The sequence below is a fragment of the Aeromonas sp. FDAARGOS 1416 genome, assembly GCF_019048085.1.
GTDB lineage: Bacteria > Pseudomonadota > Gammaproteobacteria > Enterobacterales > Aeromonadaceae > Aeromonas > Aeromonas veronii.
In genome coordinates, this window is the sequence record NZ_CP077301.1 from 2,767,216 (window position 1) to 2,791,634 (window position 24,419).

The following is a 24,419-nucleotide window of genomic DNA, read 5'->3' on the forward strand; positions in this document are numbered from 1 at the left end:
GAGCTCTCCTCAACAGTGAACGGCTGGGTGGACAGATCTCCACCTTCTCACAGTTGCGCGCCCCATTCGATCCTTTTTAGCGGCTCACCAGCCTCATTGCACAAAGTGCCACTGCCGCAGGGCCAGCGTTGGAGGCGGCCCCTGATCCTCCCCCAGATCTGCCATGCCCAGCGCCTCGTCATAGTGCACCCCGCCCGCACCGCTCTCGGTCAAGTGTTTTGCCCGCACCGCCCCGAACAGACCGCCACTTCCGCTGATCTTCATCTCGGTCAGCGGGGCATAGAGAGCGGCATAGAGCGGGGTATTACCCGATAGCTTGACCCCATCCTTGCCGCTATACGCGGAATAGAGGGAGATAGCAGGCGTACCGCCAGTGGTCAGCCCCTGCTTGGCTGCCGTCACCTCGGCACCGGCCCCGAGATCGACCTTGCCGCTGACGATCAGGGTCAGGCTGCTCCCCTCGCTCACCGTCAACTTGTTGCTGCCAGTCATGGTGAAATCCTTGTCGATCAGCAGCACCACATCCCCCTTGATGGTGAGTGTGGCATCGGCCCCCATATTGAGACTGTCGAGCTGATAAATGGTCTGATCCTTGCCAAACAGCTCCCCCTTGCCGGGTAGCGGCAGCCCGGGCTTGTGCTGGTTGCTGCTGGTTACCGAGCCAGTGGCGGGATCCGTGGTCAGCACCATCTGCTGGGTGGCGCCCAGCGTCAGCGGCCCATTGATGGGCAGTGTGGCAGGGGGAAACGATTTGGGCAGCGCGGCCACATTGAGCGGGTCACACACCTGCCCGGCTACCGGTGGCAGCTTGGGGTGAGTGCGGTATTGGGGATCCAGATACTTCTGATGCTTGGCATCAAGGAATGCCCCCTTCCCACCATAGTTCAACTTGTCGCCAGCAATGCTTGTGCCATGACCCATAGAGACATCACCATTGATCGCAACAGCTCCGGCAATATGCCCCCCTTGCAAGGCAAAATTTCCACTCCCGTTCACGCTGCCCTCAACCCTGACGACCCCATCAGAGGGAGAAATGGTGATATCGCCGCCAGCAAGTACATTACCCGCAACAGGTGAAGAGCCGTTCAAGGTCACCGAGCCGGTCGCCCGCACATCACCCCAGATGGGGGAGTGCCCGGCGAGCACTACATTGGCCTTGTCGCTGACAGTCGCCACCTTGGCGTTTTGCCCCTGATTAAGAGTCCCGGAAACAGACTCCTTGTACGCCCCCTTGCGCGAGTCGTAGCTGTCGATAAAACCGCTACCGGAGAGGCTTAGCCCTTCGCATGCCACCACCGAATCCTGAAAGATGAGATTGCCGGGCTCACGCTTGAGGGCAAACAGGGCATTAAGGCTGGCATTCCCCTCCAGATAGCGGCCATGGCTCTGCAACGCCAGCTTGCTCCCGGCGGAGGCATCCAGCTGATCTATGCTGAAGCGGCTGCCCGCCATGGCCCCTTCGCCCTTGCTTGGCACCTTCTGCACCAGTTGAGCCCACTCTATCCGTGGTTCAGCGCCAAGGGCCTGATGCAGGGCTCGATAACTCTCGTTCATCCCCTGTTCGGCACTGAGCTGTGCATTGATCTTCTTGTGAAAATTGCCGCTCAGGCGAGTCTGCAACTGGTTCTCCTGAATGCTGGTAAACACCAGCAGACTCGACAGCAGGCTCACTACCAGCACCACCAGCAGTACGGCTCCCCGCTGCCCCTGCAATCCCTTGTTCATCCCGCTCCCCCTGCTGTGGCGTTGGCACCGGATGTGGACAACGCTGCCGCCCAGACCGCCTTGCGGCGGGCCACCTGCACCTCGACTCCCGGCGCCAGATAGCTGGGCAGCCCTTCGGGCAAGATGCGGATATTGACCAGCGCCCCCTGCTGGCCGAATTCAAGATCCTGAAGATGTGCCAGCAACAGGCGCGGGCCATCCCCGTCATCGCAACTGAGTACCGGCGGCGTGAAGCGGTACTGCTCGGTAAAATCGGCGGTTTTCTGGTTGCCAAGGCAGGAGAGCACCTGACTGCCCCCCTCTACCTTGAAGGCCAGCGTCAGGCGATCAGGGGTGACCGCTATCAGCTGATCCGCCTGCTTGATGCTGTTGGTAAAGGTGAGAGTGGCAAAGCGCAGCACTTCGTTCGCCTGCTCCAGCGCCTTGCTCTGCTCGACCGTGCTCTTGATCGGGGCATAACCGGCAAAAATCGCCAGCATCAGCATCAGACCGAGCACCATGGAGATCATCAACTCGACGAGACTGACGCCTCGTTGCCGTGAGGGGACGCTCAGCATAAAGGCGGAAATCCTGCGTTCAGCTCCACCCGCTTGGCGCCGGAGACCCGCTCATCCTGCCACTCGATAGCGACCACAAAGTTGTCGCTATAACGGTTCGGCAGCACCAGCCGGTGGCCATCCTGCAGGGTGAAGCGGGCAAGAAAATCGGCCTGGGTGAACCGCTCGGGCTTGCGCTGCACTTCACACAGCGAACTCCAGATCTGCTCCACGCTGTTGCTCGCCTCGATCGTAGCCAGCGTGCTCTGCAAGCTGTAATGCGCCTGCTGCAACGAGACCACCTGCCCCTTGGCGAGACCGAGAAACACCATCACCGCCAACACCATGGAGACCATGATCTCCACCAGATTGAAGCCCTGCTGGCGGGCAAGTGCGGCGTGTCTCATGAGCAGCTCCCTTGCAGCAGCTGGCCGCTCGGGGCCACGCAGAGCACCCGCTGCTCACCGAGGCGATTGGCCAGAGTGATCTCGGCGTGGCTGCTGCTGCCGGTTGGCGCGATCTGGATAGGGTCAAACGGCTTGATCACCACACCGCCAACAGGTGCTGCCGCCTGACGCAGCAACTTGCTGTCAGCCATCACCTCCCAGCCACCGTTCTCGGTGCCCTGCAGCACCACCGGCAAGGTCAGCTTGACCGCTTCACTGCGGGCAAAACGGTAGGCAGACGCGAGCTCGGTCGCGCTGCGATCGAGCCGTTCGGCCGCGAGGCGCTGACTCATGGAGGGCAACCCGACCAATAGCAAGATGGCGGCGATGCCGACCGTGATCATCAACTCAATCAGAGTAAATCCGCGCACATTCATCTTATGATCCCCAGCAGTCATGGCGATTGGCCGCGCGATAACCGGTCTGATCGAGGGTCAGAGTGCCGCACTCATCCTGTTGTCGCGTCGTTGGAATGGCTTTGAGCAGGTAGTCCCCAGCATCTTGCTGGCTGTAGCTGAACTGGTAGAAATCCGTGTTGGAAGGGGTGGCAAACGTGTCGGGATAACGGCCCTGTTGGGTATAGATACGTTCGAGGGCGAGCGCCTGCTCCAGCAATTGCTGCTGCGCTTCGTAACGACGTCCCTGTTGCAGATAACCCTGATACGCTGGCAATGCGATGGCCGCGAGAATGCTGACAACCGTCATGGCGATCAACAACTCGATCAGACTAAACCCCCGGCAATGGGGCCATGCCTTACAGTCGTTCACTTATCATCCTTGGCAAGTGTTGTTATTGGTCGGCCCTGGGCCGCAAATGCGATGACTTAATAATCATAAAAAATTAACTGACTCGATTGAACAACACTAAATCGCCACACTCAATGTAAAAAAGATAATTATGTGATCTGTTATTAATTTTTAAGCAGTTTTCACCGCCACTAATCTCGCTAAGCAAATAAAGCTAGGCCAATCGTGCCTCCGACCCGTCCGTTATGCCCCCTTCTGCCGAGCCGAGACATATGAATAACAGCGTGACGAAAAGTGAACCCCGGCCGTGCAATGAAAGAGCAAAAAAACTTCGGCCAATTTTTGCTATCCCTGTCCGTTTCTGGCTAGTCACGGCCCCCGAGCCCTCTTACTCTTTTGCCATCTATTCCAGCAAAGCCGCCAACACCATGAATGCAAAGCCAAGCCCAGAGTCGTCACAAGATGGGGTGATCAACACCCTCAGCCGTGAACAGTGTCACGCCGCACGGCTCGCTCGCGACGCTCGCTTTGATGGCCGCTTCTTTACCGGCGTGCTCTCGACCGGCATCTACTGCCGGCCAGTCTGCCCGGCACGGCCACCCCACGAGCACAATGTGCGCTACTTCCAAAGCGCCGCTGCCGCCGAGCAGTATGGGCTGCGACCCTGCCTGCGCTGCCGCCCTGAGCTGGCCCCCGCCGCCCGTGGCGATCTGCCGGTTGAACTGGCACGTCTGCTGGCGCGCATCGATCGCGGAGAGCTGGCTGACGGCACGCTCGCTGAACTCGCCGCTGAGGCTGGGATCAGCGAACGCACCCTGCGCCGCCAGTTCGAGCAGCACCTCGGCGCCTCACCAAAGCAGGTGGAGCAGACACGCCGCCTGCTGCTCGCGAAACGACTGCTGACCGAAACCGGGCTGCCCATCACCGACATCGCGTTTGCCGCTGGCTTTGCCAGCATCCGCCGCTTCAATGACGCCTGGCTCAATGCCTACGGGCTGGCCCCGCGCACCCTGCGCCAGCAGGAGCAACACGATGACGAGCCAGAGCACATGAGCGCGCAGCCCCGCGGCGCAACCCTGACGCTGCAACTGCCCTATCGCCCCCCGTATGACGTAGCTGCCATGCTGACGTTCTACCGGCTGCGGGCGATCCCGGGGCTGGAGCGGGTAGATGGCGAGGTCTATGAGCGGCGCTACCGGGTCGGCGATCAGGTCGCGCTGGTGCGTATCGCGCAAGGCAAGGGGCACAGCCTGCTGCTTACTGTCCATGACCTACCGCTCGCGGCGCTGCCCGATCTGCTCTATCGGGTGCGCAGGATGTGGGATCTCGATGCCGATATGCAGCGGATCGGTGATCTGCTCGGTCAGGATCCGCTGCTCGCCCGCTTGCAGGCGCGCTGGCCCGGCGTACGGCTGCCGGGTGGTTGGGATGAGTACGAGGTAATGCTGCGCGCGATCGTTGGCCAGCAGGTATCGGTCAAGGGCGCCATCACCATACTCGGGCGACTGGTGGCCCGCACCGAGGCGCAATTCGGGGTGGCGCAACTGCCGACCCCCGCCCAGTTGTGCGAACTCGATCTCGACGGTATCGGCATGCCCGGCAGCCGCATTCGCACTCTGCGGGGCGTGGCTCAGGCGCTGGCCAGCGGCGAGCTGACCCTCACGACAGTCAGTGACGAGCAGTTGCTGGCGCTACCGGGTATAGGCCCCTGGACGGTCTCGTACTGGCGGCTGCGTTGCGGGATGGATACCGATGCTTTCCCTGCCTCCGATCTGGTACTGCAAAAGGCTCTCGGAGGCGGCATCAAGCTGCCGGTGAAAGAGGTATTGGCGCAAAGCGCAGCATGGCAGCCGTGGCGCAGCTATGCGGCAAGCTGGCTGTGGCACGCCATGAGTGAAGCGCCCGATTTGCAGATCCATGCCACTGGCAACGAAAACCTGCCGGATAACCCACAACAGGAGATAACCCCATGATCCGCTACGATATCCTGCCGACCCGCTGCGGCGAGCTGCTGGTTGCCATCAACGAGCATGGTCTGGTGCATGTGGACTTTGTGGCGGGCCTGCGGGCACTGCCCGATATGAGTGGCTGGCAGCAAGATCACGAGGCGCTGGCCCCCTTCCTCGCCGAGTTTGACGCCTATTTTGCCGGTCGCTTGCAGCGCTTCTCGCTGCCCCTTGCCGCCCGTGGCACCGCCTTTCAGCAGGCGGTATGGCAAGCACTGTGCGACATCCCCTATGGCGAGACCCGCAGCTACAGCGATATTGCCCGTACTATCGGCAAACCCGATGCGGTGCGGGCAGTGGGCGCGGCGAACGGCCGCAATCCGCTCTCGATCATCGTTCCCTGCCATCGGGTGATCGGCCAAAACGGCAGCCTGACCGGCTATGCGGGGGGATTGGAGATTAAAAAAACGCTGCTGGCGCTGGAGAGGGGCAATTAAAGGAGGGTAGGCAGAGAACCTGCGATAAAAATTGCCCCTTTCCGGATGGAGAAAGGGGCTCATTGATCAGCGTTTCAGGCTGCCCATCACATGCATTTCGCAGCGGTTACAGTCAAAACGCAGGCGGAAGGTGTCTTTACCCATTTTGAGTTCCAGCGGCTCGGCCTTGAGACCTGGCACCTCGTTCGGGCAGAGGTTCTGGCTATAGCGGATGCAATGCTTGGTGATCATCAGCACCACTTCCCGCTCCTCCTTGTTCGCCTCATAGGCGGGAGCAATCCGATCCACCCCGTGTTCGCGGAAGAACTGCTCGGCCGCGCTGTTCAGCACATTGCCAAGGTAGGAGAGACGGTGCTGGGGATAGTTGATATCCCGCAGGGCAATGCGTCGCTCGGGGCGCTGGTAGCTGGCCACCCGTGCCGCCTCCAGTGCAGCGATGCCATCCCGGCGCAAACCGTTGAGCTGTGATGCGGCGATAAATAGCGGGTGAGTGAATGCCAACTCAATCTTGCGCGCCACAAACAGGGTATTGCCGAGTTTGCCAAGTTGATCCCGCGCCTGCTGCAACGCCCGCTCCGGGTTGTCGGCAGGCTGTTTGTCGCAAGGCAGGGTCACCGCGGCACTAATGCCCTGCTCGTCGGTGAGCGTGAGGCTCACGCCCTCATCGCACTCAGCCAGCACCATATCGACCCGGATGCGGCGATCCGCGCTCGCCTTCTCCAGCATCTTGCTGAAAGCCTGATCGTGGTTGCGGTAGATTTCGGTCCCCACCTTCAACCCCGGCATACGTTCAGACAGGAGTAACTGCTTACCTTCGACCTTGTTGAGACGCATCCCCACCAGCTCGTTGTTCGGCTTAAAGAAGCCCAAACCGTCGCCGTTGTTGAGGGTGGCCTGTTTGCCATCAATCTCGATACCGTCACGGGTCACCTTGGTGACACGCCCCAGCGGTTCGCCCACATATTTCGGGCTTTTGGTGGAGTCGATCCCCTGCTGGCGGCCATGGAGGAAATAGTCGGTGCTGCCGCGGTTGAAGCTCTTCTTGGGGTCAGGTGTGAAGCTGTAGCTGCAACGACCCGCAGAGGCGGCCACCAGATCGGAGCGACTATCGAGAATGGCGTCCAGCTTCTGGCGATACCAGGCGGTAACGTTCTTGACGTAGTCGAGCCCCTTGAGTCGCCCTTCAATCTTGAAGGAGCGGATCCCCGCCTCGATCAAGGCCTCCAGGTTGTCGGTCTGATCCATATCCTTGAGTGACAGCAGGTGGCTGTCGGCCACCAGCACTTCACCGTCCGGCTTTTGCAACGAGCAGGGCAGACGGCAGAGCTGGGCACACTCGCCACGGTTGGCGCTGCGGCCGGTACGGGCATGGCTGATGTTGCACTGGCCACTGTAGGAGACACAGAGCGCGCCGTGGATAAAGAACTCCAGCTGCACATTGGTCGCTGCACTGATCTCGCGGATCTGCGCAAGAGACAATTCGCGCGCCAGCACCACCTGAGAGAAACCCACATCCTGCAGAAACTTCACCTTCTCCGGCGTGCGGTTATCGGTCTGGGTACTGGCATGGAGCGCAATGGGTGGCAAATCCAGCGCCAGCAGCCCCATATCCTGCACGATGAGCGCATCGGCCCCTGCTTCGTAGATCTGGTGGGTCAGCCGCCGGGCCTGCTCCAGCTCATGATCGTGCAGCAGGGTGTTGAAGGCGACAAAGACCTGGGCGCCGAAACGGTGGGCGTGACGTGCCAGCGCTTCGATATCCTCGATGGAGTTGCCCGCCGCACTGCGGGCGCCAAAGGCAGGGCCGCCCATGTAGACGGCATCGGCACCATGGTTGATGGCCTCGATGCCGTAGGCGAGGTTCTTGGCCGGAGCCAGCAGCTCCAACCGGTTGTTGTGGCTTAACGGGTGCTTGTTCTGGTGCATGGTCTCGGGATCAGGGCGGACAGCAAATGGGCGCTACTCTAGCCCATTCACCACCCCCGTGCCTTGATCCCGCTTAAGGTATCTGCGAAATACAGGATTAGATAACCACCTTGAGCGCCAGCCCGAGCAGCACCAACCCGCTCACTTTGTCGATGACAAAGGATTTGGCTTTAAGCCACGCCAGCACAGGCCCGCGCGAGAGCACCAGCGCCACCAGCACGTACCAGACGGCATCTATCCCGCCTGCGGTGAGCATCATGATGCCCCCTTCACTCCAGCCGGTATCGGCCCGCACAAACTGGCTGAACAGGGCGATGAAGAACACCGCCAGCTGGGGATTGAGGAAGGCCACCATAAAACCTTCAAAGGCCCCCTGCCGACCACGCAGCTGGTGCACCTCTTCACTCGCTTCACCACTGGCTGGTTTTGCCAGCAGGGCTTTCACCCCGAGCCAGGCAAGAAATGCGGCGCCGCCGTAGCGGATCAGATCAAACAGGATCGGGGTCTGGGTGATCAAAATGGAGAGGCCAAGCGCGGTGACCAGCGCATAGATACCAACCCCGAGGCCATGGCCGAGTGCAGTGGCGACACCATGTCCCTGCCCGCCCTGCACCGTGTTGCGGATGATCAGCGCCAGACTCGGCCCCGGGCTGATGGCCCCCATCACGCAGATTGTGGCCAGCGCCAGCCAACTCGTCAGTTCCATGCTTTTCCTCTTTTGTGCTCGATATGATGACCTGCACTCAGGGTACGGGCTGAGCCATTATGCCAGTAGTGAAAGTTATGAATAGAACCCATAACCCATGGCTATAGCACCACACAACTGACCGGGGCTAACCGCCGAGATCGAGCCGCTTGCGACTCTCGCCGACGGTACGTTGCAGGTGATCCCGCAGGAATGGGTAGGCCAGCTCGCGAAACCAGCGGTGAGCCGGATCCTGATGGTGGCGCTGGTGCCACAGCAGATGATACTGCTGGTCGCGGGTCGCAAAGGGCAGGTCGACAAAGGTGAGCTCATGGCCGCAGGAGAGCTGCCAGGCGATATGAGCCGGGGTGGTCATCAGGCAATCGGTGCGCAGCAACACCTCCACCGCAGCCTGAAAGAAGGGGACTTTGGCAAACCAGCGCCGACTCAGTCCCTGCGGCGCCAATACCTGCTCCACCGGGCTGTCCTTGTCGCCACCGCCACTCACCTGCAGGTGAGGCCAGGCGAGATAATCATCGAGACTCAATGCCTTGCCAGCCAGCGGATGGTGACGTCCCATCAGCACCGCCAGCCGATCTTTCCCCTGATGCAGACCACGGATCTGCTCCGGTACCTGCTCGGTGATGGTAGAGACCAGATCCAGCTCGGACTGCCACAACTGCGGCAACTGACGCTTGTCCCACAGGCTGTACTCCAGCGCCGCCAACGGCGCCTCGTTGGCGAGTGCAGCGCAGATATCGGGCAGGATATGCTGGGCCACATAATCGGAAGAGGCGAGCCGAAATACCCGCTCGCAGCGGCTCGGGTCAAATCCGGGTGCCTCGTAGAGCCGCTCCAGTGCACCGAGAGAATCCCCCAGCTGGGCGGCCAACAGTTCGGCCCGTGGCGTCAGCAGCCAGCGTTGTCCCTCCCGCACCAGCAATTCGTCGTCAAACTCGCTACGCAACTGGGCAAGCTGCTTGCTGATGGAAGGCTGACTCAGGTGCAACAACTCGGCGGCGCGACTGATATTGCGGGTCTCCAGCAGCACCTTGAGGGTGGGCAACAAGTTGAGATTGGCTCTGAGCAAGGAGATACCCTCATCGGTGGAGAAACGCCTATCTTAGGACAGAGGAGTCCCGCGTTTTAAGTAAAATTTCCTGCCATATTAAGCACGTTGTAGCCCTTGGCGGGCAGATAGTGCAGCCACTCGTCCAGCACAGAACCATGACCACAAGATGACAGTCATTCTCTCGTACGGCATAATTGCACGATTTTCCGCCCGCGGGCGATCCACTTTGAGAAGCGGTAACAAGATGAAATACGCCAATATCACCGGCTGGGGCAAATGCCTGCCTCCCTCCGTGCTGACCAACGATGACCTCAGCACCATCATGGATACGTCAGACGAGTGGATCTATCCGCGCACCGGCATCAAGGCCCGCCGGATCTCCCATGTCAGCACCTCGGATCTCGCCACCCTGGCCGGTCGCCGCGCACTGGCCTGCGCCGGTCTGGAAGCGAGCGATCTCGATGGCATCATCCTGGCGACCGCAACCCCGGACAACCTGTTGCCAAGTGCCGCCTCTGCGGTGCAGAAGAAGCTCGGTGCCGTCAATGCCGCCGTGTTTGATCTCAATGCTGCCTGCACCGGTTTCGTCTACTCCCTCTCCGTCGCCACCTCGCTGGTGCAGACCGGCATGATGAAGAAGGTGCTGGTGATTGGTGCCGAGCGCCTCACCTACCTGCTGGACTGGGCGCGCCGCGATACTGCCGTGCTGTTTGGCGATGGTGCCGGTGCCGTGGTAATCGAGGCGAGTGAGCTGGAGTGTGGCCTGATCGCCAACAAGCTCGGCTGTGACAGCGAAGCGCGGGAGATCCTGCATGTGCCGAACTTCGGTACCGATCGGGTGCGTTTTGCCGACATCGATGGTCTGTTCACCTTCAACTTCGAAGGGCCGGAGATCTTCAAACGCGCCGTGCGCGGCATGGGGGAAGCCACCAGCACTGTGCTGGCGCAGGCCGGTATTGCGCCGGAGCAGGTCGACCTGATCGTTCCCCATCAGGCCAATATCCGCATCATCGAGACCCTCGCCAAGCGGATGAATGCGCCGATGGAGAAGGTGATGGTCAACATCGAAAATTACGGCAACACCTCCGCCGCCACTGTGCCCATCGCCCTGTGTGAAGCGCTGGAGCAGGGCCGCGTCAAGCCGAACTCCTATCTGCTGACCGCCGCTTTCGGTGCCGGCCTGACCTGGGGTGCCGCCATCATCAAGTGGGGCGATCGTGTTACCCCCATCAAGGCGTGCGATGCCGAGCTGCCCCCCTGCGACAAGAGTGCACTGGAACTGATTGCTCACGCCGTCGAAGGGTGCCAGAAGGCTCACGCCAACGAGGCTTGATCCTCATCAGGAGCCTGAATCCTCAGGCTCCTTCTCTCCTTTTCATCCCCACCAAGCTCTGCCCCCCACTTCGCAAGCCGCTTGATACGGCAATCGCTGATACAAACAACTCCGATTTGCAGCCAATTATTTTTTTTCCGCTAACCTTATTGTGCCAACTATAAATAAAGAAAAGAGCGTCAAGGGGCACCATGGCTGTTTCGGTCCTGCGCCTTTACCTCTTACCAAGTAATTGCACAGCACAGGGATAAGCTACGTATGGCACAACACAAAAGTGGCGTGAACACACCGCTTTGGGAACCGGTTTGCTGGATTTGCTGCATCGGGCTTGCTCTGCTGAGCTGCCTGTTGCTGCAGCTCGCCGATGCGCTGTCACCTCTCTACCTGCTGCTCAATGTGCTGGTTGGTATTGCCGCCGCGCTCTGGACATCGAGTCACTTCCACCAGCACACACACCGACATCGTGCAGGAGAGGAACAAACCGTCGCGACCGATCCTCTCGCCCACTCCATCATCGGGCTCGAACAGGTGTGTGAGAAGGCTCTACCTATCTGGTCCCAGCAAATTGAAAGCTCTCGTCAACAAACCGAAGCCGCGATGATTGACCTGACTCAACGCTTCAGCGGCTTGGCCAACAAGCTGGAAGAAGCAGTCAATGCTTCTCATCTGGCAGCCGGAGAACTGGGTGATGCCAATTCCCGTGGCATGGCAGGAGTTTTGAGCGAGAGCCAACAGCAGCTCAATGAGGTAGTGGCAATCCTGCACTCCGCCCAGGCCAATCGGGACGCCATGCTGGGTGAGATAAAAAGCCTGACCACCTACACCATAGAGCTCAACACCATGGCCATGGATGTGGCCAAAATCGCCTCCCAGACCAACCTGCTGGCCCTCAACGCCGCCATTGAAGCGGCTCGTGCAGGGGAAGCAGGCCGTGGCTTTGCTGTGGTCGCTGATGAAGTGCGCAACCTCTCCCGCCTCTCCAGCGAAACCGCCCAGAAGATGACCGACAAGGTTGATACCATCAATACTGCTATCGGCCGCGCCTTCCAGATTGCCGAAAATGCTGCCGCACGGGATCACGCCTCGGCGCTCAATTCGGAGCAGACAATCGAACAGGTACTGGCCCGTTTTCGCCATGCCACTGACAGCCTGGCGGAATCCGCCTCCCTGCTGCAAAACGAGAGCACCGATATCCATCGCGAAATCTCCAGTGTCATTGTCTCGCTGCAATTTCAAGACAGGGTCAGCCAGATCCTCAGCCACGTCAGACAAAACATGGAGAGCCTCTCCAGCCATCTGGTTGCTTCGGAGCAGAGCAGCAATGCGACAGGGCCAATCCAGATCGATGCCAATCGCTGGCTGGCAGAGATGGAACTCTCATACGCCACCGACGAACAGCGCAATATTCACCATGGTCGCACCACCCGTTCTGTCAACGCGCAACCAAGCAGCGCCGACATCACATTTTTCTAGGAGAGAGATATGGGCAAAACGATCCTGATCGTGGATGACTCGGCAACTATTCGCCAAGTCGTGGGCATGACCCTCAAGGGAGCCGGTTATGAGGTCATGGAAGCCTCTGACGGCAAAGATGCGCTCAACAAACTAGATGGCAAGAAGATCAACCTGATCATCAGTGACGTCAACATGCCGAACATGGATGGCATCACCTTCGTCAAAGAAGCCAAAAAGCTGGCCAACTACAAATTTACCCCTGTCATCATGCTGACCACCGAGTCTCAAGACAGCAAGAAGCAGGAGGGACAAGCCGCAGGAGCCAAAGCCTGGGTGGTCAAACCCTTCCAGCCCGAACAGATGCTGGCTGCAGTCGCCAAGCTCATCATGCCGTAATCCGGAGCGCATCATGCAACTACAGAGTGAGCGGCTCGACAACAAGGTGGTGGTGACCATGCCGGACGAGATAACCATTTATACAGTCAGCGAGCTGAAAGATGCTCTCTCACCCTTATTGCATCAAGGGCGCGAACTGGAGCTGGATCTGGCGGCGGTATCCGAGATAGACAGCGCCGGGCTGCAACTGCTGCTGGCGGCAAAAAAAACCGCGCTGCAGCAGGGCTCCTCCCTTTCGCTGGTCTGGCACAGCCATGTTGTGCTTGAACTGCTGGAGCTGTGCCAACTCTCGGCCTTTTTTGGCGACCCCACCCTCATCACCCATGGCGAACGGCCCTGAGCCAGCATGACAAGGAGTCACCGTGAGCATCGATCTTGATCAGGCTTTACAAACCTATATCGCCGAGGCACGCGAGTTGCTCGAAGAGATGGAGTCAGCGCTGCTCTCACTGGAAGCTGACCCTGACAATAGCGAGCTGATTGGCGCTATCTTCCGTGCAGCTCACACCATCAAGGGGTCTGCTGGCCTGTTTGGTCTGCAACCCATCGTCGGGTTTACACATATTGTCGAGGATCTGCTAGACCAGATCCGCAATCAGCAGCTCACCGTCACCTCTCCTCTGATCAAGGATCTGCTGGAAAGCTGTGACCACATCCAGACGCTCATCAGTGTCGTTGCAGAACAGGGCAGCACGTTAAGCGATGGCGATGCCAACCAGGATGAACGGCTGAAGCTCGCTCTCACCCGTCATCAGTGCGTCCCCCATGCCACGCTGCCAGATACTGTACATACGCCGGAACCCAAGATCGAAAAAGAGGGAGGAATTACCAGCTCCGCCTCCCTGTGGCATATCTCCCTGCGTTTTGGCCCCGATGTGCTGCGCAATGGCATGGATCCGGCCGCATTTCTTCGCTATCTCGGCACCCTCGGAACCATATGTTCAGTGGAGACCATCCATCAAGCGCTACCGGATTGGGAGCAGTTCGATCCGGAAAATTGCTACCTCGGCTACGAGATAGACTTCGACTCGCAGGCAGATAAGGCAGCCATCAGCGATGTTTTTGAATTTGTCAGAGATGACTGCCAGATCACCATCTTGCCACCCCACAGCAAGATCGCCGAGTTCATCAACCTGATCGAGTCTCTGCCGGAAGATAGCGCCATGCTGGGGCAGTTGCTGGTCAACACCGGCGCCCTGACGGCAGAGGAGTTAGCAAGCGGTCTGCAAGCACAACAAGCGACACCGGCAGAACAAGCGCCCAAACTCGGAGAAATCCTGATTGCGCAGGGAGCCGTCAACGAAGCCGTCGTCGATGCCGCCCTGAAAAAACAAAACCAGACCAAGGAGAGCAAGAGCAAAGAGGGCCGTTACGTCAGGGTGCATGCCGACAAGCTGGACGATCTGATCAATCTGGTCGGGGAGTTGGTAGTCGCCAGTTCAGGAGCCAATCTGCTGGCCCAACGCACCCGCGAAAGCCAGCTGCAGGAAGCCACCTCGGTCATTGCCATGTTGGTGGAAGAGATCCGCGACAGTGCACTGCGCCTGCGCATGGTGCCTATCGGCGATACCTTCAACCGCTTCCAGCGGGTGGTGCGCGATGTCAGTCAGGAACTGAACAAGGATATCACTCTGGTGATCTCCGGAGCCGAGACTGAACTGGACAAGTCGGTGGTAGAGAAGATCGGCGATCCGCTGATGCATCTGGTCAGAAACTCGATGGATCATGGCATTGAATCGGCAGAGCAACGGCTGCTGGCAGGCAAACCCCCCCGTGGCATCCTGAATCTCAATGCCTATCACGACTCCAACAGTATCGTCATCGAAATTCGGGATGACGGTGCAGGTCTCAATAAAGCCAGGATCCAGCAAAAAGCCATCGAGCGCGGTCTGATCAACCCAACCACCACTCTGACGGATCAGGAGATATACAACCTGATCTTCGAGCCGGGGTTCTCTACCGCCGAGGCGATAACCAACCTCTCCGGTCGCGGGGTTGGCATGGATGTCGTCAAACGCAACATCACTGCCCTGCGCGGCACGGTTGATCTGGACAGCATCCCAGGAAAAGGAACCCGTGTGCAGATCCGCCTGCCGCTCACCCTTGCCATCATCGACGGCTTCCTGGTGCGAGTCTGCGACACCCACTACGTCATTCCCCTCGATATGGTGATCGAGTGCGTTGAATTGACCCAGAGTGCACTGTCCGACACCCAGGGTCGCAATTACATCAATTTGCGTGGCGAGGTGCTGCCCTTTATCCGCCTGCAACACTACTTCGATACCAATGGCAGCAAGGGGCGGCGCGAGAACATTGTCGTGGTCAGCCACGCAGGCAAAAAATCCGGACTGGTGGTGGATGAGCTGCTGGGAGAATTCCAGACCGTCATCAAACCGTTGGGAAAATTGTTCCAGCGCCTGCAGGGCATCAGTGGCTCAACCATTCTGGGGGGGGGAGAGGTAGCCCTGATCCTCGACATTCCTTCGCTGATCCAGCACGCAATCACTCAGGAATCCTGTCAGCTCAACAGGTTGACAGTGTCGCGCAACCTGCCTCAATCCAGCATCAACTGAGGGGACCATCATGTTAAAAAATTCCACCATCAAATTGCGTCTTATTGTACTGCTCTGCATGCTCTGCCTGCTGCTGCTGGCCGTTGGCAGCCTCGGGTTATACAACATGCAGAGCAGCAATACCGGGTTGCAGCGCGTTTACAACGACAGGGTGGTTCCCCTCAAGCAGCTGAAGACCATCTCCGACAACTATGCCGTCTCGATCATCGACAACCTCAACAAGGCCAATGCGGGGCTGATCCCGGCAGAAGAGGCTTTGAAGCAGATACAACAGGCCCAGCAGATAATCAAAAACGAGTGGCATCACTACCAGTCCACCACCCTCACACCGGAAGAACAGCGCTTGTCAGCCGAGGCGACAACCCTGTTCAATGCGGCCGATACCGATATTGGCAAGCTGGAGAAATACCTCGCCACCCAGCACGGCATGATTACTGGCATGCTGAACAATTTTGACGGTGCCCTCTATGGCTCCATCGACCCGATAGGCAACAAAATCACCGAGCTGGTCAACCTGCAGCTCAATGTGGCCAAGTCGGAATATACCGCAGCGCAATCCTGGTATGACGTGATGCTGCTAACCATGGCGGTGGTTATCGCGGTAGGCATCGCACTCGCAGCCTGGTTTGGCACCCTGCTGATCAAAAGCATCATCACCCCCATCGAACAGGCTCTACGCGTGGCCAATAGTCTGGCCGATGGCAATCTGGATGTATCGATCCGGATAGAGTCTAACGATGAAGCGGGTCAGCTCTTGATGGCGATGGATAACATGGTCAAGAAACTCGGGGCCTTGATCACGGATATCGAGACCTTGGTCACTGCCGCTGTCGAACAGGGCGACTTCAGCCACAAGATTGCGCTCGAGGATCGTCAGGGATATATCAAGCGGGTATCCGAGCTGCTGAATCGCCTCTCCCATGTGACAGATACCAGCCTGGAAGATGTGATGCGCATTGCCACCGCGCTCTCCAAGGGGGATCTGACCCAACGGATCGATGAGCCCTACCCAGGTATTTTCGGCCAGACCAAAGACGGCCTCAACCGGACCATCACTGCGCTGACCAATATCATCGAAGAGGTACGCAACGCCGCCGACAACCTGACCAATGCCTCCAATCAGGTGAGCAACACTGCGCAGGCATTGAGCCAGGCCACCAGTGAGCAAGCAGCCAGCGTTGAAGAGACCAGCGCCTCTATCGAGCAGATGAGCGCCAGCATCAATCAGAACACCGAGAACGCCAAGATCACCGACAGCATGGCCAGCAACTCGGTGCTGGAGGCCACCGAAGGGGGCCAATCCGTTCAACAGACGGTGACCGCCATGCAGCAAATCGCCAAGAAAGTCAGCATCATCGACGACATTGCCTACCAGACCAACCTGCTTGCCCTCAACGCCGCCATTGAGGCGGCTCGCGCCGGAGAGCATGGCAAAGGCTTCGCGGTGGTTGCTGCCGAGGTGAGAAAGCTGGCTGAGCGCAGCCAGATCGCAGCACAAGAGATTGGTGAGCTCTCCTCCGACAGCGTCAGCAAGGCAGAGCGGGCTGGCAACCTGCTGGAGAGGATCGTTCCCTCCATTCGCAAGACCTCTGACCTGGTACAAGAGATCAATGCCGCCTCAGGCGAACAGGCCAGTGCAGCCAACCAGATCAGTCTGGCCATGAACCAGCTTAACCAGGTGACACAGCAGAATGCTGCCAGCAGCGAGGAGCTAGCAGCCACGGCCGAAGAGATGAGTTCACAAGCCAGCGAACTGCAGCAAACCATGGCCTTTTTTGCTCTGGAGAAAAGTGCACAGCTCAACACCAGGCCCCATGAAACCGGCCACAAGGGCATGCCTCCCAGAGGCAGTTTCATCGCCCCCCCACAACGGGCCAGCCAGCCCAATCAACCATCATCCCATTCCATTGATGACGCGGATTTTATCCGCTTTTAACCGGAGGCGACCATGCATACATCCACCGACATCACGGTGCCATCAGCGGCCGCTGACGAGAACAGTGGCGATGCCCAGTACCTGACATTTCTGATCAACAACGAGATGTTCGCCATCAATATTCTGGGGGTCAAAGAGATCATCGAATACGGCAATATCACTCCGGTTCCGATGATGCCGGGCTTTATTCGCGGCGTAATCAACCTCAGAGGGGCGGTAGTGTCGGTCGTAGACTTGAATGCCCGCTTTGGCAATGCACCTTCGGTCATCACTCGCCGCAGTTGCATCGTCATTATTGAGGGAATGGCCCCGCAGGGCGATGAACCTGTAGGTCAGGATATTGGCGTTGTGGTGGATTCCGTATCGGAAGTACTGGGTATCCCACAAGCAGATATCGAGCCCCCACCCAGTTTTGGTGCCCGCATCCGGGCCGATTTCATCAGCGGCATGGGCAAGGTCAACGGCAAATTCGTCATCCTCATCGATACCGGGAAAGTGTTGTCACTCGATGAGATGGCTCAACTCAACGAACTGGCCCAGCCACAGGCAAGGTTGCCACAAGGCAACCTGCAACCCTCCTGAACAGGCCTCCATACTCCACGACATGCAGCATAAGGAAACGCTCATGACCCAATCACTCTTAGGAAAACTCTTCGGAGACAATGCCATCGAAGTGAGGCAGCGGACCCAGTTACTCGACGCAATCGGCCAACTGCAACACGCAGTCCTGGCAGAGCAGGTTCCAGCACCACTCGATCTTTCCGGTATGGATAGCCCCTTGCGTGAAGTAGGGCATGCCATCAACGAGGTGGTCACCTTGCTCAGTGACAAGCTGGAACAGAGCCGCAACGACATTAAAAAGAACCAGGTGTTGCTCCATGAGAACCAGCTGGTTCGCAAAGCCCTCGACTGCGCCAGCACCAACGTGATGATTGCCGATACCAACCTCGACATTATCTATATGAACGAGGCTGTGACCGGCATGCTCAATCAGGCTGAGACCGACATCAAGAAAGAGCTATACAGCTTCAACGCCAATCAGCTGATGGGTGCCAACATCGACAGCTTTCATAAAAATCCCGGCCATCAGCGCGCCATGCTGGCCAAACTCAACAGCACCTACCGCACCCAGATACAGCTGGGGGGGCGCACCTTCTCCCTGATCGCCAATCCGGTCTTCAGCGATACCGGTGAACGGTTGGGGTCCGTGGTCGAATGGGCCGACAGAACCAAGGAGGTGATGATAGAGAAAGAGATGTCCGACATTGTGCAGGCCGTGATCAATGGCGAGCTGCATCGCAGGATGGAACTTGCTGGCAAGAGCGGCTTCTTTCAGGCGATGGGAGAAGGGATCAATCAAATTGCCGACGTGATCGACAGTACCCTCAACGATGTCATCCGGATCGTGCAATGTCTGGCAAAAGGGGATCTGACCCAGCAGATTGAGGCGGACTACCCCGGCGTGTTTGGCACCACCAAGGATGCGCTCAATACAACCATCGCCTCCTTGACCAAGATTGTTACCGAAGTACGCGGCGCCTCTGACAACCTCTCCAGTGCCGCCGAGCAGGTAAGCGCGACCGCCCAGTCGATCAGCCAATCCAGCAGTGAACAGGCCTCCAGCATGGAGGAGACCAGCGCTTCCATCGAGCAGATGAGCGCCAGCATCAACCAGAATACCGACAATGCCCAGGTCACCGATGGCATGGCCAGCAAGGCAGCCAAAGAAGCCGTAGAGGGAGGAGAAGCGGTCAAACTGACTGTGGATGCCATGAAGCAGATCGCCAGACGGATTGGCATCATCGATGACATCGCCTACCAGACCAACCTGCTGGCACTCAACGCAGCTATCGAAGCGGCGCGGGCAGGCGATCACGGCAAAGGCTTTGCCGTAGTGGCGGCGGAGGTGCGCAAACTGGCCGAACGCAGCCAGGTTGCAGCCCAGGAGATTGGCGAGCTGGCCTCCAGCAGTGTCGAGATGGCGGAAAAAGCCGGTCGTTTGCTGGATCAGATGGTTCCTTCCATCAACAAGACCTCGGATCTGGTGCAGGAGATCAGTGCCGCATCTAATGAGCAGTCTACCGGCGTTAGCCAGATCAACCTTGCGATGAGCCAGCTGAGTCAGGTTACCCAGCAGAACGCTTCTTGTAGCGAAGAGCTGGCTGCCACAGCAGAAGAGATGAGCAGCCAGGCTGAACAGCTGCAACTGGCCATGGAGTTCTTTACCCTGGAGGCCCACGCCAAAGAAGGTAAAGCAGCCACCTCGCATCTTCACCCCAATACCCGAGGTCGCTTTATGAACGAGAGCAATGCCAACAGTCGGGAACGAGCCGCCACCGTCCAACGCCCCATCGGCGATGGCGATTTTGTCCGGTTCTAGTCACGGGAGAGGCGTTGCCTCTCCCATCTCCGACAACATAGGTAGAGGGACGGCTTTTTGTATCAAACCCAGCTGCATGATGATGAGTTCTCCCGTTTCCAACGCTGGCTTCATCAAACGGCGGGGATAGAGCTGTCTCCAGCCAAGAAGGCGCTGGTGGCCAGCCGCCTGGCGAAACGGCTCTGCCACTATGAGCTGGATAGTTATGACGACTACTTCCAGCTCATCATGAACGATCGCAGTAGCGAACTGCAGCTGGCGCTTGATCTCCTTACCACCAACGAAACCTACTTTTTCAGGGAGCCCAAACACTTCGAGTTTCTGACGCGGGAGATAGTCTCAGCGCTCCCGCCCGAGCAACCACTGCGGGTCTGGAGCGCTGCCAGCTCATCCGGCGAGGAGCCCTATAGCCTGGCCATGACCCTCGCGGAAAAACGCAGCACCTTCAACTGGGAGATCCTGGCCTCCGATATCTCGTCCAGGGTGCTGGAACAGGCGATGAGCGGTCGCTACCCCATCGAGCGGGCGCAAAATATTCCACTGCCCTTTTTGATGAAATATTGCCTCAAGGGTGTGGGCCTGCAGGAAGGCATCTTCATCATCGATCGCAAGTTACGGGACAAGGTGCAGTTCATGCAGATCAACCTCAATCAGGATCTGCCGGACATCGGTATGTTTGACGTCATCTTCATCAGAAACGTGATGATCTACTTCAACAAGGAGACCAAAGGGCAAGTTTTGCAGCGGCTGGTACCCAGACTCAAACCCGGTGGCTACCTGCTGGTGAGCCACGCCGAGAGCCTGCATGGCCTGCACCACGGCCTGCAGCTTGTCTCTCCTTCCATCTATCAGAAGAGATAAGTCATGACTCGGGAGGTGATCCTGCAACCGGGAGAGCTCTTTTTTGGCAAGGAGGATGTAGTGGTCAGAACCGTACTGGGCTCCTGTATTGCTATCACCTTGTGGCATCCGGAGCAGAAACAGGGAGGAATGTGTCACTACATGCTGCCAAGTCGGCGCAATCCCTCTCCCAAGCTGGATGGGCGCTATGCCGATGAAGCCCTCGCCTTGCTGCTGCAAGCGGCCAGTCACTATCCCGCCCCTATCCATGAATATGAGGCCAAGTTGTTCGGGGGTGGCAACATGTTTACCGAGCCTCAATACGCACAGAGCGACAACAATGTCGCCGCCAAAAATATTCAGGCAGCCTGGCAGCTGACCCGACACCTTGGCCTTGATATCAAGGCTCATCATCTTGGCCATAGCGGCCACCGAAGCTTGCTCTTTGAGCTCAGCAACGGCAGTGTCTGGCTCCGCCATCATCGTCTGCCACATCAACGGGAGTCGCGAGAATGAAGCAGATCCGGGTCATGCTGGTGGATGATTCCGCCGTGGTCAGACAGGTATTGCAAGCGGTGCTGGAGCAGGAGCCTGATATCCGGGTGATCGCCACAGCATCGGATCCCCTGTTTGCGCAGGAAAAACTGAAGAAAGAGTGGCCTGACGTCATAGTGCTCGATGTGGAGATGCCCCGTATGGATGGCATCACCTTTCTCACCAAGATCATGGCAGAGCATCCAACCCCGGTGGTTATCTGCTCCTCCCTCACCGAAAAGGGGGCCGAGACCACCCTGCAGGCAATGGCTGCCGGCGCGGTGGACATCATCACCAAGCCGACCATGGGGATAAAAAGCTTTCTGCAAGAATCTGCCCACGACCTGGCCATGGCGGTACGTGCCGCGGCCCAGGCCAACCTAAAGCGCGTGGGCAAGCCCTCCTCTGTACCAGTCAGCACCAAGCTCAACGCGGATGCCATGCTGGCGCCCAACCAGCACGCCATGGCACAAACCACCGAACGGCTCATCGCCATCGGCACCTCGACCGGCGGCACCCAGGCGCTGGAAGCCGTGCTGACAGCCTTGCCCCGGGTCAGCCCCGGCATTGTCATCGTGCAGCACATGCCAGAGAAATTTACCGCCATGTTTGCAGAACGCCTGAACGGGGTCTGCCAGATAGAAGTGCGGGAGGCGAGGAACAATGATCGGGTGATCCCGGGGCTGGCGCTGATTGCCCCCGGAGGCAAGCATATGCTGCTCAAGCGCAACGGCGCTTATTACCACGTCGAAGTGGTCGACGGGCCGCTTATCAACCGTCATCGCCCCTCGGTGGATGTGCTGTTTCGCTCCGTCGCCAAATATGCCGGCAAGAATGCCACCGGCATCATCATGACCGGCATGGGGGATGATGGTGCCCGGGGATTGCGCGAGATGCTGGATGCGGGTGCCAACACCTATGCCCAGGATGAGGCCTCCTGCGTGGTCTTCGGCATGCCCAAAGAGGCGATCAAGCTGGGAGCCGCCCGCCATGTGCTCCCCTTGCAAGAGATGCAATACGCCATCCTCGGCAAGTAATCCCTTATCGCGCGTTTTGCCCATAAAAAAGTCCGGCTCCCATTGGGGAGCCGGACTTTTTACATCAACCGGAACCAATCCGGTATCAGGCGAGCAGATTACTCTGCAGCAGGCGCTTCTTCAGCGGCCGGAGCGGCGTCAGCAGCAGGTGCTGCTGCTTCGGTCGGGGCGTTCGCTTCCTTGATGGAGAGACGTACGCGGCCCTGACGGTCCACTTCCAGTACCTTCACCTTGACTACGTCACCGATGGTCAGGTGGTCAGCCACGTTCTGCACGCGAGCGTCGGTGATCTGGGAGATGTGTACCAGACCATCTTTGCCCGGCAGAATGTTGACGAATGCACCGAAATCGGCCAGACGAACAACTTTACCTTCATAGATGCGGTTCACTTCGATCTCGGCGGTGATGGCCTCGATGCGACGGATCGCTTCCATGGCAGCTTCGTTGGCCACGGCGGAGATACGTACAGTACCGTCATCATCCAGCTCGATGTTGGTGCCGGTCTCTTCGGTCAGCGCACGGATCACGGAACCACCCTTACCGATCACGTCCTTGATCTTCTCAGGATTGATCTTGATGGTGTGGATACGCGGTGCAAAATCGGAGATCTGGGCACGGGGAGCCTGGATAGCTTCATCCATCACTTTCAGGATGTGCAGACGAGCGCCACGAGCTTGCTTCAGCGCAATCTCCATGATCTCTTTGGTGATGCCTTCGATCTTGATGTCCATCTGCAGCGCGGTCACACCTTCGGTGGTACCGGCTACTTTGAAGTCCATGTCGCCCAGGTGATCTTCGTCACCCAGAATGTCGGACAGCACGACGAAACCTTCTTCTTCCTTCACCAGACCCATGGCGATACCGGCAACGGAGGCCTTGATCGGCACACCGGCATCCATCAGCGCCAGAGAGGAACCACAGACAGACGCCATGGAGGAGGAGCCGTTGGATTCGGTGATTTCAGAGACCACGCGCACCACGTACGGGAACTCGGCGGCGCTCGGCATCACGGCAGCAACGCCGCGCTTGGCCAGACGGCCGTGACCGATTTCACGACGCTTCGGGCTACCCATCATGCCGGTCTCACCGACGCAGTATGGCGGGAAGTTGTAGTGCAGCATGAAGCGATCGGCACGGTTGCCGGTCAGCTCGTCGATGTTCTGGGCGTCACGCTCGGTACCCAGAGTGGCGACCACGATAGCCTGAGTTTCACCACGAGTGAACAGGGCAGAACCGTGAGCACGGGGCAATACGCCGGTAGCGACAGACAGGGCACGGATCATTTCCGGATCGCGACCGTCGATACGCGGCTCACCACGTACGACACGACCACGAACGATGCGGCTTTCCAGGCTGTGGAACTCTTCGCCAATCTTCTTGGCATCTTCTTCCACGCCTGACGCGATAACTTGCTCAACCACACGGCCCTTGATGGCAGCGATGGTTTCGTAACGAACAGCCTTCTCGGTGATGCGGTAGGCTTCACCCAGCTCGGCGCTCGCCAGCTCGGCAACCTTGGCTTTCAGCGCTTCGTTGACGGCAGGCGGAGTCCAGTCCCACGGCTTGGTGCCGACGGCAGCGGCAAACTCGTTGATCGCATTGATCACGGTCTGCATCTGCTCGTGACCGTATACCACGGCGCCCAGCATCACCTCTTCGGAGAGGATGGCCGCTTCGGACTCAACCATCAGCACGGCATTGGCAGTACCGGCAACTACCAGATCCAGATCGCTCTGCGGCAGTTCGGTGGTGGTCGGGTTCAGCACATACTGACCGTTCATGTAACCCACGCGAGCAGCACCGATCGGGCCGCCAAACGGGATACCGGAGATGGCCAGTGCAGCAGAGGCACCGATCATGGCAACGATGTCGGGGGATACGGCCGGATTCACGGACATTACGGTCGCAACGACCTGAACCTCATTGAGGAAGCCTTCCGGGAACAGCGGACGAATAGGACGGTCGATCAGACGGGAGATGAGGGTCTCGCCTTCGCTCGGACGGCCTTCACGACGGAAGAAACCACCCGGGATACGACCAGCAGCATAGGTACGCTCCTGGTAGTTGACGGTCAGCGGGAAGAAATCACGGCCGTGATCGGCCTCTTTCTTGCCGACTACGGTCACAAATACGCAGGTATCGTCCATGCTGACCATAACGGCCGCAGTGGCTTGACGGGCCATCACACCGGTTTCCAGAGTGACGGTGTGTTGACCGTACTGGAATGACTTTACAATAGGATTCACGTGAATTTCCTTTTTTACAATTTGGCTCTTTAAATTCGCGCACAAGTATACTTGATTCAATGCAAAAGGTAAGCGGTGACGCGAATTCTGTGAGGCAGGCAACGGCTTG

Annotated in this window: 22 protein-coding genes; 13 read left to right on the top strand and 9 right to left on the bottom strand. The window is 58.5% G+C overall.

Going from position 1 to position 24,419, the window contains the following annotated elements:
* Positions 1-93: 93 nt before the first annotated feature.
* Genes I6L46_RS12315 through I6L46_RS12335 form a run of 5 tightly spaced genes read right to left on the bottom strand, consistent with a single transcriptional unit; the run spans position 94 to position 3,475 of the window.
* Positions 94-1,725 (bottom strand): hypothetical protein, encoded by a 1,632-nt coding sequence (locus tag I6L46_RS12315; protein WP_216975705.1) that lies wholly within the window; start codon positions 1,723-1,725, stop codon positions 94-96.
* Positions 1,722-2,282 (bottom strand): PilW family protein, encoded by a 561-nt coding sequence (locus tag I6L46_RS12320; protein ID WP_216948108.1) that lies wholly within the window; start codon positions 2,280-2,282, stop codon positions 1,722-1,724. The genes I6L46_RS12315 and I6L46_RS12320 overlap by 4 nt, the downstream gene beginning before the upstream one ends.
* A complete protein-coding gene (locus tag I6L46_RS12325) occupies positions 2,276-2,668 on the bottom strand; it encodes a prepilin-type N-terminal cleavage/methylation domain-containing protein (protein WP_005358533.1) in 393 nt (130 codons plus the stop codon). The genes I6L46_RS12320 and I6L46_RS12325 overlap by 7 nt, the downstream gene beginning before the upstream one ends.
* Positions 2,665-3,084, bottom strand: a complete 420-nt coding sequence (locus I6L46_RS12330) for a GspH/FimT family pseudopilin (protein WP_216975708.1) — start codon at positions 3,082-3,084, stop codon at positions 2,665-2,667. Before I6L46_RS12330 ends, I6L46_RS12325 begins: the two co-directional genes overlap by 4 nt.
* 1 nt (position 3,085) lies before the next feature.
* The gene (locus tag I6L46_RS12335; RefSeq protein WP_005343572.1) at positions 3,086-3,475 is read right to left on the bottom strand and encodes a type IV pilin protein; all 390 of its coding nucleotides are present in this window, start codon (positions 3,473-3,475) and stop codon (positions 3,086-3,088) included.
* Between the two features lie 407 nt (positions 3,476-3,882).
* On the opposite strand from I6L46_RS12335, the gene I6L46_RS12340 reads away from it, so the two are divergent.
* Positions 3,883-5,427: a DNA-3-methyladenine glycosylase 2 family protein gene (locus I6L46_RS12340; RefSeq protein ID WP_216975710.1), complete on the top strand. Its 1,545-nt coding sequence runs from the start codon at positions 3,883-3,885 to the stop codon at positions 5,425-5,427.
* Positions 5,424-5,897 carry a methylated-DNA--[protein]-cysteine S-methyltransferase gene (locus I6L46_RS12345; protein WP_216975712.1) on the top strand — a complete coding sequence of 158 codons (474 nt, stop codon included), beginning with the start codon at positions 5,424-5,426 and terminating at the stop codon, positions 5,895-5,897. The genes I6L46_RS12340 and I6L46_RS12345 overlap by 4 nt, the downstream gene beginning before the upstream one ends.
* Positions 5,898-5,963: 66 nt before the next feature.
* Here I6L46_RS12345 and I6L46_RS12350 read toward each other — a convergent pair whose 3' ends face one another.
* The 3 genes from I6L46_RS12350 to I6L46_RS12360 form a co-directional block, all read right to left on the bottom strand.
* Positions 5,964-7,823, bottom strand: a complete 1,860-nt coding sequence (locus I6L46_RS12350) for a U32 family peptidase (RefSeq protein ID WP_216975714.1) — start codon at positions 7,821-7,823, stop codon at positions 5,964-5,966.
* 97 nt (positions 7,824-7,920) lie between these two features.
* On the bottom strand, positions 7,921-8,529 hold the full coding sequence (locus tag I6L46_RS12355; RefSeq protein WP_216975716.1) for a LysE family translocator: 609 nt from the start codon (positions 8,527-8,529) through the stop codon (positions 7,921-7,923).
* A 127-nt stretch (positions 8,530-8,656) separates the two neighbouring features.
* On the bottom strand, positions 8,657-9,598 hold the full coding sequence (locus I6L46_RS12360; RefSeq protein ID WP_216975718.1) for a LysR family transcriptional regulator: 942 nt from the start codon (positions 9,596-9,598) through the stop codon (positions 8,657-8,659).
* Between the two features lie 226 nt (positions 9,599-9,824).
* On the opposite strand from I6L46_RS12360, the gene I6L46_RS12365 reads away from it, so the two are divergent.
* The 11 genes from I6L46_RS12365 (at position 9,825) to I6L46_RS12415 (ending at position 22,064) form a co-directional block, all read left to right on the top strand.
* Positions 9,825-10,913 carry a ketoacyl-ACP synthase III gene (locus tag I6L46_RS12365; protein WP_100654410.1) on the top strand — a complete coding sequence of 363 codons (1,089 nt, stop codon included), beginning with the start codon at positions 9,825-9,827 and terminating at the stop codon, positions 10,911-10,913.
* 789 nt (positions 10,914-11,702) lie between these two features.
* On the top strand, positions 11,703-12,386 hold the full coding sequence (locus I6L46_RS20730; RefSeq protein ID WP_224970223.1) for a methyl-accepting chemotaxis protein: 684 nt from the start codon (positions 11,703-11,705) through the stop codon (positions 12,384-12,386).
* A gap of 9 nt (positions 12,387-12,395) precedes the next feature.
* A complete protein-coding gene (locus tag I6L46_RS12375; RefSeq protein ID WP_005338778.1) occupies positions 12,396-12,764 on the top strand; it encodes a response regulator in 369 nt (122 codons plus the stop codon).
* Between the two features lie 13 nt (positions 12,765-12,777).
* Positions 12,778-13,104 (top strand): STAS domain-containing protein, encoded by a 327-nt coding sequence (locus I6L46_RS12380; RefSeq protein WP_216975720.1) that lies wholly within the window; start codon positions 12,778-12,780, stop codon positions 13,102-13,104.
* Between the two features lie 22 nt (positions 13,105-13,126).
* The gene (locus I6L46_RS12385) at positions 13,127-15,337 is read left to right on the top strand and encodes a chemotaxis protein CheA (RefSeq protein ID WP_216975722.1); all 2,211 of its coding nucleotides are present in this window, start codon (positions 13,127-13,129) and stop codon (positions 15,335-15,337) included.
* 10 nt (positions 15,338-15,347) lie between these two features.
* Positions 15,348-17,273 carry a methyl-accepting chemotaxis protein gene (locus tag I6L46_RS12390; protein ID WP_216975724.1) on the top strand — a complete coding sequence of 642 codons (1,926 nt, stop codon included), beginning with the start codon at positions 15,348-15,350 and terminating at the stop codon, positions 17,271-17,273.
* 12 nt (positions 17,274-17,285) lie between these two features.
* Positions 17,286-17,855, top strand: coding sequence for a chemotaxis protein CheW (locus tag I6L46_RS12395; protein ID WP_128815057.1), 570 nt, complete (start codon positions 17,286-17,288; stop codon positions 17,853-17,855).
* A 43-nt stretch (positions 17,856-17,898) separates the two neighbouring features.
* Positions 17,899-19,653, top strand: coding sequence for a methyl-accepting chemotaxis protein (locus I6L46_RS12400; RefSeq protein WP_216975726.1), 1,755 nt, complete (start codon positions 17,899-17,901; stop codon positions 19,651-19,653).
* Between the two features lie 57 nt (positions 19,654-19,710).
* Positions 19,711-20,514 carry a protein-glutamate O-methyltransferase CheR gene (locus I6L46_RS12405; protein WP_040068586.1) on the top strand — a complete coding sequence of 268 codons (804 nt, stop codon included), beginning with the start codon at positions 19,711-19,713 and terminating at the stop codon, positions 20,512-20,514.
* A 3-nt stretch (positions 20,515-20,517) separates the two neighbouring features.
* The gene (gene cheD / locus I6L46_RS12410; protein ID WP_216975727.1) at positions 20,518-21,009 is read left to right on the top strand and encodes a chemoreceptor glutamine deamidase CheD; all 492 of its coding nucleotides are present in this window, start codon (positions 20,518-20,520) and stop codon (positions 21,007-21,009) included.
* Entirely contained in the window at positions 21,006-22,064 is a 1,059-nt protein-coding gene (locus tag I6L46_RS12415; protein WP_216975729.1) for a chemotaxis response regulator protein-glutamate methylesterase, read from the top strand. Before cheD ends, I6L46_RS12415 begins: the two co-directional genes overlap by 4 nt.
* 98 nt (positions 22,065-22,162) lie before the next feature.
* Here the strand turns inward: I6L46_RS12415 and pnp are convergent, their stop codons facing one another.
* Positions 22,163-24,310, bottom strand: a complete 2,148-nt coding sequence (gene pnp / locus I6L46_RS12420; RefSeq protein ID WP_216975731.1) for a polyribonucleotide nucleotidyltransferase — start codon at positions 24,308-24,310, stop codon at positions 22,163-22,165.
* Positions 24,311-24,419 lie beyond the last annotated feature (109 nt).

Bases quoted from the DNA above. Each gene is read 5' to 3' on its own strand.
- I6L46_RS12315 (WP_216975705.1), bottom strand. From the start codon at position 1,725: ATGAACAAGGGATTGCAGGGGCAGCGGGGAGCCGTACTGCTGGTGGTG.
- I6L46_RS12320 (WP_216948108.1), bottom strand. From the start codon at position 2,282: ATGCTGAGCGTCCCCTCACGGCAACGAGGCGTCAGTCTCGTCGAGTTG.
- I6L46_RS12325 (WP_005358533.1), bottom strand. From the start codon at position 2,668: ATGAGACACGCCGCACTTGCCCGCCAGCAGGGCTTCAATCTGGTGGAG.
- I6L46_RS12330 (WP_216975708.1), bottom strand. From the start codon at position 3,084: ATGAATGTGCGCGGATTTACTCTGATTGAGTTGATGATCACGGTCGGC.
- I6L46_RS12340 (WP_216975710.1), top strand. From the start codon at position 3,883: ATGAATGCAAAGCCAAGCCCAGAGTCGTCACAAGATGGGGTGATCAAC.
- I6L46_RS12345 (WP_216975712.1), top strand. From the start codon at position 5,424: ATGATCCGCTACGATATCCTGCCGACCCGCTGCGGCGAGCTGCTGGTT.
- I6L46_RS12350 (WP_216975714.1), bottom strand. From the start codon at position 7,823: ATGCACCAGAACAAGCACCCGTTAAGCCACAACAACCGGTTGGAGCTG.
- I6L46_RS12355 (WP_216975716.1), bottom strand. From the start codon at position 8,529: ATGGAACTGACGAGTTGGCTGGCGCTGGCCACAATCTGCGTGATGGGG.
- I6L46_RS12365 (WP_100654410.1), top strand. From the start codon at position 9,825: ATGAAATACGCCAATATCACCGGCTGGGGCAAATGCCTGCCTCCCTCC.
- I6L46_RS20730 (WP_224970223.1), top strand. From the start codon at position 11,703: ATGCTGGGTGAGATAAAAAGCCTGACCACCTACACCATAGAGCTCAAC.
- I6L46_RS12375 (WP_005338778.1), top strand. From the start codon at position 12,396: ATGGGCAAAACGATCCTGATCGTGGATGACTCGGCAACTATTCGCCAA.
- I6L46_RS12380 (WP_216975720.1), top strand. From the start codon at position 12,778: ATGCAACTACAGAGTGAGCGGCTCGACAACAAGGTGGTGGTGACCATG.
- I6L46_RS12390 (WP_216975724.1), top strand. From the start codon at position 15,348: ATGTTAAAAAATTCCACCATCAAATTGCGTCTTATTGTACTGCTCTGC.
- I6L46_RS12395 (WP_128815057.1), top strand. From the start codon at position 17,286: ATGCATACATCCACCGACATCACGGTGCCATCAGCGGCCGCTGACGAG.
- I6L46_RS12400 (WP_216975726.1), top strand. From the start codon at position 17,899: ATGACCCAATCACTCTTAGGAAAACTCTTCGGAGACAATGCCATCGAA.
- cheD (WP_216975727.1), top strand. From the start codon at position 20,518: ATGACTCGGGAGGTGATCCTGCAACCGGGAGAGCTCTTTTTTGGCAAG.
- I6L46_RS12415 (WP_216975729.1), top strand. From the start codon at position 21,006: ATGAAGCAGATCCGGGTCATGCTGGTGGATGATTCCGCCGTGGTCAGA.